We start from the raw sequence: 12971 nt of genomic DNA, 5'->3' as shown, positions 1-12971 counted from the left end.
TCCACCCGCAGCCCGTCGCAAAACCGTTTAAAGCGATTTCGCGATGAGTCGTGGGGGTGTTATTTCGAAACAGAATACTGAAAGACAACTGTTATTCAAGGAAAAATCGATGAGAGTTATTCCAATAAAATCTAAGTAACAGCTTCTTACATACTGTTTTCTTGAAGGCGTGGGGCGCCCTCAGAAGGGGTGCCCGCGGGGGTGAGCGGGCAGTGGGGTTAGCGCGTCATCCTCTTGGCAATCACCCCCGCCGGGGCGCCACGTGGGGATGAAGCCACGGCGACAGGCACACCATCGCACCCGCCACGGCCGCCAACAGCCACCACCCCGCGGCATAGTTGCCGGACACATCACGCAAGGCACCCAGCACCAAGGGGCCGGTGGCGGCAATCAAGTAGCCGATGAACAACATGAACACCGTCCAGGCATTGGCGTGTGCGGCGCTGTGGGTGTGGTCCAGCGGCAGTGTCATGGCCAGCGTAAAAGCCATGCCCATGCCGATGGCGATCAACACCACCGGCAACAGCGCCAGCCAGGGCGACAACAGGTTCAGGCCCGACGCGCCGAGGGCGGTCAAGGCGCAGGCGATCGCCAACCCCACGCGCCGGTCGGGCGACGCCCCGGCCAGGCTGCCCGTGAGAAAGCTGGCCACGGCAAACACCGCGGTAAACAGCGCCAGCAACGCACCGGGCTTGAGCTGCGTGAACCCGGTCTGGGCAGCCGCCGGGGCCAGCCAGGCAAAGAGCGCATACACGATGAACTGGCTCGCGCCAAAGAACAGCGCCACCCGCCAGGCCTGCATCGCCCGCCACGGCAACGCCGCACGCTGAGCCCCCACCGCTGGCACCGCCACCGCCTTGAAACGCCGGGCCAGCAGCCACCAACTCACCACGGCCGCCACACACAGCACGGCCCAGCCGCCCACGCCCACCCGCCAACTGCCGCTGAGCGCGGTGATGGACTCGGTACTCACCGCCGCCAGCGCCGCGCCCACACTGAGCCCCGCCGCATAAATCCCCATGAAGAACGACGCCCGCGTGGCGAAGTGCGCCTTGATCCACCCACCGATCAGCGCACCGGCAATGGCAATGCCGACGCCCACCAGCACGGTGCCGAGCAGCAACGTGGTGGCCGATGACGCCTCTGCACGCAGCACCATGGAAACGCCCAGCAGCACTAACGCGGCGATCACCGTGGTGTCGCTGCCAAACCGCCGGGCAATCGGCGGTGCCAGCAGGGCAAAGACGGCCATGCACACATCTGGAATGGCGGTGAGCAAGGAGGCCTGGGTGTAACTCAGGTTGAAGTGTTGCTGGATGGGCAACAGCACCGGGCCGACGGAAACAATCGCCGGGCGCAGGGCCAGCGCCAGCACCAACAGGCCAAAGGCGGCCAGCAGCGTGTGTGAACGGGAGGGGGGCATGGTAGGACTTCTCGCTAAAGAATGAAGGCCCGACTCTATTGAAGTCCCGCTGGCGACGGATGACACAAATCGTCGTGTAAATGACAGATCACGCTATCATCCCCCCACCTCGCCTGAGCCGACTCCCCATGCCCCTGTCGCCCAAAAGTGAAGACCCCGAGCTTTACCAACACCTGCCGCAGGTGATTACCGCCATGCCGCGCAGCCAGCCGACTCACGCCTACAACGCGCCCCACACCCACGTGCGCGGCCAATTGCTGTACGCCATCAGCGGCCTGATGCGCGTGGACACCGACCATGGCCGCTGGTTTATCCCGCCCCGCCGCGCGCTGTGGATTCCGGCCGGCGTGGTACACGACCAACTGATGCTCAGCCCGGTGCAAATGCGCACCCTCTATATAGACATGAACGTGGCGCAGGACCTGGACGCGCACTGCCGCGTGCTGGAAGTGAGCGTGCTGCTGCGCGAACTGATCCTGGCGCTCATCGCAGAACCCGTGGCCTACAACCCCGAAGGCCGCAACGGCCACGTAGTGGCGCTGATCCTGAGCGAACTGCAACGCGCCCGCGCCTGCGCGCTGGTCCTGCCCTGGCCCCGCGACCGCCGCCTGATCGCCGTGTGCAACGCCCTGCTCGCCGCCCCCGGGCACACCCAAACGGTCGAATACTGGGCCGACAAAGTCGGCGCCAGCCCGCGCACGCTCATTCGCCTGTTCATCAAGGAAACCGGCCTGACCTACCGCCAGTGGCTGCAACAGATGCGCCTGACCGAAGCCCTCAACCGCCTCGAAACCGGCGCCGCCATCGCCCCCCTCGCCCACGCCCTGGGCTATGCCAGCCCCAGCGCTTTCAGCGCCATGTTCCGCAGCCTGCTGGGCGAGTCCCCCCGCGAATACCTGGCCCGAAACGCCGGCTGAATGTATCGGCATGTATGCCGCCCCCCACCCAACACACACCGAAGCAAAACCCCGCCCCGCACGACACAGACGAGATACCTCCAGGGCATTCAATAGGCCTCAACGCCACCACTGACCCCCTTGAGGACCCACACCATGAACTGGAACACCTTCATCGCCGCCGGCCTGTTTTCCGCGCTCAACCTCGTCGCCCTGACAGCCCACGCCGACACCCGCCCCCCGCTGGACGTGCGCCACGTGCTGTCCATCACCGAAGACAGCAGCGTCACCTGCGGCGTGGTCAACGCCCAGATGATCTACCTCGACTCCCACGGCGAACAACGCGTGCTGAACTACGGCACGTTCTCGGATTCATGCGGCGAAGGCAGCTGAAGGGAGGGGGTGTAAAAATAGTCAGAATTCAGGGGTTTACAGAACCTTGGCAATCGCTATAATCGTCGCCCTGACACGCCGGTATAGCTCAGATGGTAGAGCAACTGACTTGTAATCAGTAGGTCCCGGGTTCGATTCCTGGTGCCGGCACCATACAAGGTTCCAAAGAAGGCTTTCAAAATCTCTGGAACCCCCGAAAAACCCGCCTTCTGGCGGGTTTTTTCGTTTTGGCGTTCCATCGGTTTCCGTCAGAAACTGGTAGATTCCAACCGTTTTAAGGGTAGAGTTTGGGATACAGGTCACTTCGATAAAAGGGAGTACCCTTATGTCGCGCACCACAGCTCCGCTCTCCGACGCAGCTTGCCGCTTGGCAAAACCTACAGACCGCGCCTACAAGCTTTTCGACGGCGATGGCCTCTACCTCCTAGTCCAGCCCAATGGCCGCAAAGGCTGGCGGCTCCGTTACGTCAAACCTGACGGACGCGAAGGACTGACCTCGTTCGGCAACTACCCCGTCATTGGCCTCGCCGATGCGCGCCGCAAGCGCTTGGAAGTTAAGCGAATGCTGGCGGATGGCGTTGATCCTATAGAGACCAAGCACCAAGCCAAGGCGGAAGCCGTAATCAAAGGCAGAACCTTTGAAAGCGTTGCGCTCGACTGGCATACGGAAATGTCGGCCAAGTGGGCACCAGACCATTCCAAGACTGTGATGAGTCGCCTCAAAACCCACGTGTTCCCGCTGATCGGCACCCGCGCCATTGTCGACCTCGACACCCATGACCTCATGCAGCCCTTGGAAGCGATCAAGAAGCGCGGAACGATAGACGTAGCTTTAAGGGTACAAAACTACCTGCAGAGCATCATGCGCGAGGCAAAACGCCTCCGGCTTATCACCGCCAACCCTGCATACGACCTCGAAGGCTTGATCAAAGCCCCGCGGGTGGTACATCGCCCCGCTCTACCCTTATCGCGACTGCCGGAACTACAGGAGCGGATCGACACCTATAAAGGCCGCGCACTTACCCGCCTGACGGTGATGCTATCGCTGCATGTGTTTGTACGCTCCACCGAACTGCGTTTCGCCCGCTGGAGCGAGTTCGACCTCAAGCGTGGCACCTGGGAGATACCGGACACTCGACCCGCGTTGGAGGGAGTACCCTTTTCCACAAGGGGTACGAAGATGGCAGGGGATATCCATTTAGTACCCTTATCGCCGCAAGCAGTAGCGCTACTCGAAAAAATCCATGCACTCACAGGCAAATTCGCATTGGTCTTCGCAGGGGATGCCAAACCCTGGAAGCCCATGTCCGAAAATACCGTGAACAACGCGCTTCGGACGATGGGATACGACACTAAAACCGATATCTGCGGGCATGGATTTCGTTCGATGGCCTGCAGCGCACTGATCGAGTCAGGATTGTGGTCGGAGACAGCCATTGAACGGCAGATGAGCCACAAGGAGCGCAACAACGTCCGCGCCGCTTACATCCACAAGGCCGAGTTCATCGAGGAGCGCAGGCTGATCATGAACTGGTGGAGCCGGTACCTAGAGGCCAACCGGCAGGAGCATGTCACTCCGCACGAATTCGCGAATCAGACAGGAGCGAACGTCACTCGCCTAAAAGCAAAACGTGGCGCAACCGAGTAAGCGCTCGGTCTTCATATCTCAGCGATCCGTTTGTCCACGCGGGTCCATCCAAGCAGGGCTGCAAAGCCGCCCTGCTTGGATGGACCTCACTTAAAAAATCTAAAGCCCACACAACTGTCTGTGGAAAACCACTGATTTCCACCGGTGGATAATTTCATCCACAGCCGCAGAGCTCCCGAAAATTGGAGTCTTGACCCGAATTATCCACAGGCGTAGAAAAGATCTGGCAAAGCGCTGTCGTCGACAGCAACCCAGGTAGCCAGAACCTTTAAGGCTACGCCACACGGTGGTGGTTCTCCCAAAGTGCGATTAGCGTCCGGCGGCTCGCACGGTCACAGCGATGTGATGGATGCCTACTTTTACCAGTGCGCCCACTGCGGCAACTCATCCCCTTTCATAGCTGCCCTGCAGCAACCTATCCGCTTGGCCATTTCATTGCGCCAACCTGCGCCCGTCTCTTTCTCCCGGAAAGAGACGGGCGCTCCTACTGCTGCTGCAGGCCACCTCGTACAAGGCTTTGCGGCATTCCCCCTCGTGACAATCGACGTGACAAACACCGAAGTCACCAGCAACAGCGATGCCGATGATGGTGCCGCAGCCCACGGAATGGACTGCACCTGACTGACAGTCAGGCATGCCCCGATCATCGCTTCACTGCCGTCACCCGACTCAGGATCTCGCGGCGTTGGTCTCGTCAGCCAGCGCAGCCTCTACCCGCCCACTTCTTCGGAAGTGTTCAGGAGGCCAGATCATGAGGTGCCCAAGCTCCCGGCCGTAAAGAGCCGCCAGTCCCGCGTCAGTGGACAACCCTCACAGGCCGCAGGGGCCTTGATCCCTGATAACACTCAGCATTCTTGGCGGGATGACGTGGGGATGGTTTCAAAGGTTTAGCTTCGAGAGGAGTTTGATCATGACACTGGTAGGTAGACGCAACGGACGCAATTTTGGCTATGGCCGACAACTGACTTATGCCGGCCCGCAGGCGCTCCGCGACTTGTTTGGCGGGGGGCATTACGGCACGGTCAAAGCGCACAGTGATCGCTGGCTGGCGTTTGTGCGGTGGTGTCGGTCGGAGGATGGGCCAGAATTCAACGATGCGCGGCAGATTGATCGGCAGACCTTGTTGGACTATGCCGAACATCTGCGTCAGCAAGTTGAACAAGGTGAGCTCGCCATAGCCACTGCGCAAAACCGATTGTGCAGCGTGAACCGAACCATGGCTGCGCTTCGCGGTGATCAGTATGTGAAGGTGCCGAGTCCGAGCAAGGCGCTGGGAATGCGGCGCACCAGTATCCGCACCGTGCCGCCGCAAGGCCAAGACCGCGAACACGTGAAGCGGATCGTCGAGGCGCTTTACGAACACCAACTGCCGCGTGCGGCGGCCATCGTGCAGTTGGCGCGAGCCACCGGCATGCGATTACGCGAGGCCATCTTAGCCGACCTTCCGCGCCTAAAACGCGAAGCCGAACACTACGGCAAGATCAACATCCAGGATGGCACCAAAGGTGGCCGATCCGGCGCGTCGGCACCTCGCTGGATCACGGTGGATGATCATATTCACGAAGCACTGAGATTCGCCAAACAGGTCTCACCCGACGGCAGCCACAATCTGCTTGCGCCGAACGAAAGCTACCTCGATTTCCAACGGGATATCGTCCGCGCCGCACGGGACCTCCTCCATCAGCAGAACCTCAAAGGCTTTCATGAATTACGGGCGGCCTTTGCATGCGAACGCTATGAGCAAATCACAAAGCATCCCGCGCCTATCAACGATGGCCATTGCTACCAACTCGACCGACACCTCGATCAGGAGGCCCGAGTGAAAATCAGCTATGAGTTAGGGCATGGTCGCATAGAAGTAGTATCAGCTTATATTGGTGGTCGAGCATGAGGGAGCCTTTCGATATGGAGCTTTTTTTGGCGGGCATAATGTCAGGGGCGAACGCAACGAAGAAGCGTCATGTTCATCAAGCAGCGATTATTCAGCAAGAAATAAACAAACACTGGAAAGAGTGCAACCCATGGAGATGGAAGAAAAAACACTTAACTTGGTTTATAAACGAAAAACTAAAAAACCATAGCAATTATACCCGCTACCACTACGGACTAACGATGAAGCTAATTATCAAACGACTTGAAAGAAATTGGCGCATCAAATTAACAACAACATCTCCGAGCAATACGCAAAAAAATCCAGCCTCCTAGAAGCTAGATTTACTAAAGAAAACCGATCAAACATCCATTAAAAATCGCCTAGATCAACAGCCTCAGGATGGACAGTTCTGTATAGCGCATAACCGTGAATAACTGCCGTAGCTGGAACAAGTCCAACCGCTCGTATAAATGTTGCCATCGCATCTATATGCGATCCGGAAGTCACAACATCGTCAACAATAACAACGTGATTAACATCGTCAATTGAATCCGTACCCTTGAATATTCCGAGAGTATCAAAATGATCGTCCATGTCCCTTCTGCCGCCGGTCAAGTGCGAAGGCGATCTCGGCCAAAAACGTTCGAAAGAGCTACACACCTCGATATTCAACCCGGCTTCATTTCCGTTAATCCAAAGTTTCCACCAATCACAAATCAAATCCATAGTGTATGTAAGATTGCATTCCCTTGGTACTGATGAAGGCACCGGCACAAGTAAAATCTTCCCTTGTATACTTCTCGAACGGCACCATTCGACGAAACTTCTTTTATAATGCCCTGCCTTACTCATTAACGGCGCTGTTTGATAAAGACCATTCACACCAAATGACGGAACTCCACGCTTGGCGTTATGGTGGCTGATAGGCAAATCTTTTGCGCGCTTGACGATAGATCGAAGATCTAATGACGCATATCTATCGGTATTATTACGGTACTGTGTTCTGTCTGGAACATATTCCTGGCCGTGTCCAATATTTTCGGGGGGCACGTGGATTCGATCAACAACATTTATATCGATAGTATGGTAGTCAGAATCAAATGCATAAGCCGTATGGGACATATGACCATTTAAAAAATTCGTTATATGACTCTGAAGCTCTTCAAACGTCCGGGCAACAACCGTAGGCCTTGACCATCGAGTTACTACGTCAATATCATGTCGAGAACCCCATGCAGCCAAGATCGAAGGTACGCCTAAAGCGTGAGCCATATATATGTCTTTAGGACTATCTCCAACAACTAAGAACTCAATATTCGCAAAGGCAAAAAGTGCCGAGATTTGCGTTCTAAGGTTAAGTATATTGGTGATGGGCTTCGATTGTGATCCGAAAATCAACCGATTATCAATATTGTAGCCCGCTTGTCGTAACACATGAGCGCAATATTCAGCAGGAGAATCGGAGACGATTGCCACTGCGAGGTTCGGAGTCTCAGCAAGCACATTAATATACGCAGGAAGCCGAGTATCATAAACTGGCAAGCCAATCCTGCCACTTGCTATTTCTTCTAAAACCGCCTGCCTCCCAGCACTTGACCGCATATAAGCCTGGCAGGCACTGGTATTTACAAGTGTAAGATCCAAATCAAGAAGTAGTACCCGCATCAAAATTCTCCCTTATAACCTTAATTCTATCCTTATATTTCAAAACCCAACTGTATGTGCTTTCGCGAATGTTATTCTCAAGCACATAAAGTTGCTTATTTTGCTCTAAACAAATTCTAATAGCATATTGGGTACCGCTTTTATCACCGGCGCGAGCAACAACAACTCCGTCAGTAGATAAAGCGACAGTTGTTCTATTTCGATTCGCAAAGTACGATCCAAATGAACCTACACCTATAGGGTATTCACTAACCAATAGATCGCTTTCTGCAATTTGCGATTGAAGCTCTCGATTTTCTTTCGGGTAAAACATATCGAGTGGCGTACCTAATACCGCGATAGTTCGACCTCCAAAGCGAATCGCTGCTTTATGCCCCAGAGTATCTGAGCCGGAAGCCAAGCCACTAACTATCGCGTCAACTCCGGAGCTCAATAGTCTTTTAATCACACGTGTTCCGTGATCAATATGATTAGAGTCTACTAACTCCCTAGTCCCTACAAAAGCTATTGACTTTTTGACATCAAGGAGAGAAATATCGCCCAACGTGTAAACTATAGGTGGAGTACCTGGATGCGCACCAAGTTTAATTGGATATATAGAATCAAAAATAGTTACAGCTTTAAAAACCCCAGAAAACTTAATAAGCTTCGCATACACTTTCTTTGCTATATCTTCATCTACTGCAACTAGAGCAAATATATCATTATATAAATTTTCAACCGAGCCAGCTTGCTCAAGCATTTTACGAAAATCATCATTTCCCTTCGCACTGCCAATGGTGATTTTTTTGGAAAGTGCGAGCACCGCATGAATCCATGCCGTTCTCAAGTCAGAGGAGTCGAGATTTTCGAGATACACAGTAAAATCCTTAACAAACCAATGATCACCGGACAATCCGGGTTTTGCTCCAATCGAAAGACCAATGGTGCAGCTCCATATATGATGGCACATTAACACCATTATAGGCACGATAGGAAGTTATACGTTGGTATAACATGGCGTCAGCCGTGCAGCCACTCTGAACCGCGCTCAGCAACTCGTCGCTGAACGGTGAGCGGCTTGTAATCCCGGTCGCCCAACAGGCCATCACTCCGCAGCTCAAAGGTTTTCATAGATCAAAACCTTTCCTTTAAACCGCGGCATAAGCTCGCAAAAAGGGCGATTATGGGTTAGCCCATAGCATTAGGTTCGGTACCCACTACGCTTCAGATACCTAGAAAACAGTAGAGGTAGTCCACGAAGTGGCGCTCTTTTCACCCACTCCTCTAGGTCAACGACCTCGCTAGGAATCATTTTTCGCAACCTGAGCGCAATACTCCTGTTGATACCAAGCGACATGAGCTCAAGAACCTTAGGATCAAAACTGCCAAGTTCAATCATCGCAGGTAAGCTTAAGGAGTATGCGTTTTCCTCTTTTTGCTCTTCCGTAAGCGTGTGACTAACAATATCAGACCACAAAGAAAAATACTTAACCATAATAAATGTAATATTTCTACTTATATGATCCGTAACAAATCGCGCAGCACTATCCACCTTTGGGTCTTCTTGTTCATCTTCTCCGACCGCCTCATTTAAAATTCTTTCGATAAAATACCTATGAGACTTACCGGCCATCCAATAATAAGCATCATAGACTAAACGCCTAATCGATATATATGATCCCCACCGATTCGAATTAATCTCGTGCTCAATATTAAAAACATCATTCAGCTTCTGCGCTATAGATTCAAACTGTGAATAAAATGTTGGCTCGTCAGAACTGTCAACTCCCACCTTAGATTTACGACTGACGGCAAATTTTGTGGTAATCCAATCTTCCAGTGGCTCAGCAACAATTAGCTTATAAAGCTTATTTTGCAACAATGGATCAATATATGGATTCCTTTGCAACAGTTCAGAAGGTATTGATAGAGACGAGCTAACAGGCGCTAGTTTTTTAGCGATAGCATCTCTGTACTTATCGGGAATCTGTGCACTTTCAAGTATGCGCTGATAATGCGTTGAATCAGCAGCATGGAGTTGACGTATGTAAGAGATTGTAGGGTAAAGCTTTTCTCCATTTTCAACCTCCACAATATGAGAGCGTTCCTTATCAACAAGCTGATAAATTCTTTCAAAGTTATCTTCTAATGCAGACACTACTGAAGGACGTATCGTTTTCTGTTTATTGTCGGTTATACGTCCAGCAGCCCACTCTTCATCGATAATATCTAAACAATAAACTTCACCATAAAGATTGGTACTCGCTCGCCCGGCACGCCCAATGAGATTCATGAACTCAAATTGAGTAAGTGCCGTAGCTCCCACCTTAGGATTTATAACTATTAATTTATCTGCAGGAAGATTGACTCCCTGAATCAACGTGGAGGTACAAACCAAATTCTTGATGTGATTATTTGTATATAACTCCTCGATTTCCATTCGAGCGATGTCAGGGAGTCCCGCATGGTGAAACCCGACACCAAGACGTAAAGTTTTTATTAGACAATAATCAGGATGAATTTCGTCAGCCAAATACTCGAGCAAATCTTTTATATCCTGTGATGCTCCCTCGGTAATCGACGCATTAGACATACCAACTATGGGAGCAATTTTATTAGCCCACTTCTCTGCGGAGCTTTTACTAGGTGAAAACACAATACAACTATCATTCTTGTCAATATTATCCATGAACGCGGCAATTGCTTCGCCGTGGTTGTTTTTTGCTTTAGAGTATATAGACCTTTTAAGCTTCAACTCCCCTCCAATCACCTTACCGGTCTGGCTAAACAATCTGTAGCTGGCTATTTTTTCCCTCGGCTTAAATGTAATTGAGGCCTTGATCTGAAATACAGGACTAGAAATTGTTGCTGCCTCAACAAGTTTAATCTTAGCAACCTTTTTTATAGGGTCTGCCACATTATGAATGAAAGGTCCTGCAAACATAAACTGAGTATTGCGCCACTTCGTAACCATTCGGTAAAGCGCATTCTCGAACACGATACCTCGGCTGGCATCTTCTAAATTGTGAATCTCATCAAAAAACACAATTTTTGGAGGCTTAGACATTTCATCTTGAAGGGTCTTAATACAGCGTTCCGGAGTAAGTACAAACACCACTGATTTATCGAATTTTTCCAGCTCTCTATATGTAGTATAGATGTGAGCCGACTCACCCAGCGCGATCTTAAGTTCGGAGCTAGCCTGATTAATCAACGCTTTAGTAGGAACTATATAAAAAGCAACGGATGGCTTCTGCAGAAGCATCTCTACTATATACTTCTGAATAATAAACGACTTTCCCGCTGAGGTCGGTGCCGATATAGCCGTATTATGTCCAGCTATCAATGTATCCCACAATTTCCGCTGAAAATCAGTAAATGTTGCAGTGGTGCTATCAAAAAACTCCTGCGTCAAATAACTCCGCTTAGCCGACAGTTCAAAATCAAGCACCGTGCTGAAATTACTTTGATATTGTCCGTTGCTAAATATATTCGGAACATGCTTGCTGGATAATAAATTTCCAGTTCTAGATTGAAGTATGTAGCAAGCTTTACGGTAGACTTCGTTACCGGGGTCATTTAGAAACAGAAGTGCCCCGTAAGAATTTGCTAAATTTTTAAGTGCCTCTGAGCTTCCTGTTGCGACTATTGATGCCAACCACGTCGCTTTTCGTAGTTGCTCTACCGATAACGAAAGGTGCTCAGGAATGCTGATACCTTTCTTTTTCAAAAATAGGCTTTCTAAAAGCGTATCATATACTGAACAGAAACCCGGGTGCTTAGAGGCATCCTCCGATAGCTTTGTACTCTGGCTCATATTATTTATCTTCCTTGAACTCTATATTATGAATTGCCTTGTACAAGGACTTCTTAAAACCTCCAACATCTGACATTGGAATAAGAAAAAAATCTAAATAAACTTTTTTTAGCTTCTTATATCCGTCCACCTTTCCATTAATAGACTCAGACAGCTTCAACCCATTCTTAGAAATCCATTTCTCCACAAGTTGTTCCGCGTGACTTTTACTTGTGCATTCATCTTCAATTTTTGATATTCCTGCATCATCGTATACAAGAAGAACCGGGTGAGTTTTGATACAGCTTTGATATTCATCCGTCCCTGGCAAAAATGCATTGTAAATTGTCTCTAACTGATCCAACGAGAAATTTTCAGATATATTTGAACGCGCGATAAACAACTCATGCGACAGGGCGCTAGAGGAGTAATTTTGGTGAAACCGATCTAGCGATTCCAAGGAACTATCTGTGGCCTTACTAAAACTCTGATGAATTTTTGACTCTCCGATGAAGATTGACATTTCATCACCATACTTGCCAAAAAATACACCATCACCGCCTTTTACTTGATCATTGACATTGGTCAGAAGCCTCAATTTATGAGAGACCATAGGAGCTTTAAGAACAGCCTCTACCAACATGTAGAGCATCAATTCCCCGTACTTCCCATCCATCACGGGATTAGTACTACCAAAATGGGCCGCCGCGCGTCTAAATGGTTCAACGCCCTCAAGTTGAAATTTCTGAATTTCCGAACGCCCAAAGATAAAGTGCTTGATAGAGTCAGCCAAATACTCGACAAGAGCTAAAGTTTCTTGTTCAGTACCAGAGAACTTCACTGAAAGGACTCTAACTTTCGTCTTTATTTTCTCTTGAGATGGATGCTGGATAAAAAACTTATCAACCCATTTTAGGTCCGTTGATATGTATTTTTCCCATTTTTCGGACTTCAGATCTTCCATTTTTTCCTTCCCTGAACAAACGCGACAAATCAAACCGCAAAGAGTGGTCTAGCTCGTGACGCCATTATGCCACCACTCTTGAGAAGGTAGGCACTGGTAGTTTGGGTAAGGCTGATAAAGCTCATTAGGGTAAGTGAAGAGGTAGAATTGAAAGTAAACTTCAATAACGTATTGATTATAAAGAATTTTATTTCAGATTCGACTCCTGGTGCCGCACCTTATAGAACAACGACTTAGGCTCACCTCACGGTAGGCCTTTTTCGTTTTGGACTTCTTCTAGTGTACTGTTTTCGAAATAATTTACTTATTGACTACGGCTTCAAGTGCCTCG

Annotated in this window: 10 protein-coding genes and 1 tRNA gene; 6 read left to right on the top strand and 5 right to left on the bottom strand. The window is 50.6% G+C overall.

What is annotated here, in order from left to right; all coding sequences use genetic code 11:
• Positions 1 to 241: 241 nt before the first annotated feature.
• Positions 242 to 1423: an MFS transporter gene (locus ACW9H9_RS13475; protein WP_457343691.1), complete on the bottom strand. Its 1182-nt coding sequence runs from the start codon at positions 1421 to 1423 to the stop codon at positions 242 to 244.
• Positions 1424 to 1551: 128 nt separating this feature from the next.
• Here ACW9H9_RS13475 and ACW9H9_RS13470 point away from each other — a divergent pair, with 128 nt between their 5' ends.
• The 6 genes from ACW9H9_RS13470 (at position 1552) to ACW9H9_RS13445 (ending at position 6565) form a co-directional block, all read left to right on the top strand.
• Positions 1552 to 2340, top strand: a complete 789-nt coding sequence (locus ACW9H9_RS13470; protein ID WP_457343690.1) for an AraC family transcriptional regulator — start codon at positions 1552 to 1554, stop codon at positions 2338 to 2340.
• Positions 2341 to 2475: 135 nt separating this feature from the next.
• Positions 2476 to 2712, top strand: a complete 237-nt coding sequence (locus ACW9H9_RS13465; protein ID WP_457343689.1) for a DUF2790 domain-containing protein — start codon at positions 2476 to 2478, stop codon at positions 2710 to 2712.
• Positions 2713 to 2789: 77 nt separating this feature from the next.
• Positions 2790 to 2865: transfer RNA gene (locus tag ACW9H9_RS13460), tRNA-Thr, on the top strand.
• 172 nt (positions 2866 to 3037) lie between these two features.
• Complete coding sequence (locus tag ACW9H9_RS13455) at positions 3038 to 4360, top strand: tyrosine-type recombinase/integrase (RefSeq protein ID WP_457343688.1); 1323 nt, start codon at positions 3038 to 3040, stop codon at positions 4358 to 4360.
• Positions 4361 to 5270: 910 nt separating this feature from the next.
• Positions 5271 to 6251 (top strand): integrase domain-containing protein, encoded by a 981-nt coding sequence (locus ACW9H9_RS13450; protein ID WP_457343686.1) that lies wholly within the window; start codon positions 5271 to 5273, stop codon positions 6249 to 6251.
• 14 nt (positions 6252 to 6265) lie between these two features.
• A complete protein-coding gene (locus ACW9H9_RS13445) occupies positions 6266 to 6565 on the top strand; it encodes a hypothetical protein (protein ID WP_457343685.1) in 300 nt (99 codons plus the stop codon).
• A gap of 37 nt (positions 6566 to 6602) precedes the next feature.
• On the opposite strand, the gene ACW9H9_RS13440 is transcribed toward ACW9H9_RS13445, so the two are convergent.
• The 4 genes from ACW9H9_RS13440 to ACW9H9_RS13425 form a co-directional block, all read right to left on the bottom strand.
• Positions 6603 to 7898 carry an HAD family hydrolase gene (locus ACW9H9_RS13440; RefSeq protein WP_457343684.1) on the bottom strand — a complete coding sequence of 432 codons (1296 nt, stop codon included), beginning with the start codon at positions 7896 to 7898 and terminating at the stop codon, positions 6603 to 6605.
• Complete coding sequence (locus tag ACW9H9_RS13435; protein ID WP_457343683.1) at positions 7879 to 8703, bottom strand: DNA-processing protein DprA; 825 nt, start codon at positions 8701 to 8703, stop codon at positions 7879 to 7881. The genes ACW9H9_RS13440 and ACW9H9_RS13435 overlap by 20 nt, the downstream gene beginning before the upstream one ends.
• A gap of 378 nt (positions 8704 to 9081) precedes the next feature.
• Positions 9082 to 11697 (bottom strand): DEAD/DEAH box helicase, encoded by a 2616-nt coding sequence (locus ACW9H9_RS13430; RefSeq protein WP_457343682.1) that lies wholly within the window; start codon positions 11695 to 11697, stop codon positions 9082 to 9084.
• Position 11698: 1 nt separating this feature from the next.
• On the bottom strand, positions 11699 to 12640 hold the full coding sequence (locus ACW9H9_RS13425; RefSeq protein ID WP_457343681.1) for a HamA C-terminal domain-containing protein: 942 nt from the start codon (positions 12638 to 12640) through the stop codon (positions 11699 to 11701).
• Between the last annotated feature and the right edge of the window lie 331 nt (positions 12641 to 12971).

The organism is Pseudomonas sp. SDO5215_S409 (genome assembly GCF_054071325.1).
The sequence above is the reverse complement of the archived record's forward strand: the minus strand, read 5'-3'. Positions and strand labels throughout refer to the sequence as shown.

Coding starts and splice junctions, on each gene's coding strand:
- ACW9H9_RS13465 (WP_457343689.1), top strand. CDS start 2,476: ATGAACTGGAACACCTTCATCGCCGCCGGCCTGTTTTCCGCGCTCAAC.
- ACW9H9_RS13430 (WP_457343682.1), bottom strand. CDS start 11,697: ATGAGCCAGAGTACAAAGCTATCGGAGGATGCCTCTAAGCACCCGGGT.
- ACW9H9_RS13445 (WP_457343685.1), top strand. CDS start 6,266: ATGGAGCTTTTTTTGGCGGGCATAATGTCAGGGGCGAACGCAACGAAG.
- ACW9H9_RS13425 (WP_457343681.1), bottom strand. CDS start 12,640: ATGGAAGATCTGAAGTCCGAAAAATGGGAAAAATACATATCAACGGAC.
- ACW9H9_RS13475 (WP_457343691.1), bottom strand. CDS start 1,423: ATGCCCCCCTCCCGTTCACACACGCTGCTGGCCGCCTTTGGCCTGTTG.
- ACW9H9_RS13440 (WP_457343684.1), bottom strand. CDS start 7,898: ATGCGGGTACTACTTCTTGATTTGGATCTTACACTTGTAAATACCAGT.
- ACW9H9_RS13450 (WP_457343686.1), top strand. CDS start 5,271: ATGACACTGGTAGGTAGACGCAACGGACGCAATTTTGGCTATGGCCGA.
- ACW9H9_RS13455 (WP_457343688.1), top strand. CDS start 3,038: ATGTCGCGCACCACAGCTCCGCTCTCCGACGCAGCTTGCCGCTTGGCA.
- ACW9H9_RS13470 (WP_457343690.1), top strand. CDS start 1,552: ATGCCCCTGTCGCCCAAAAGTGAAGACCCCGAGCTTTACCAACACCTG.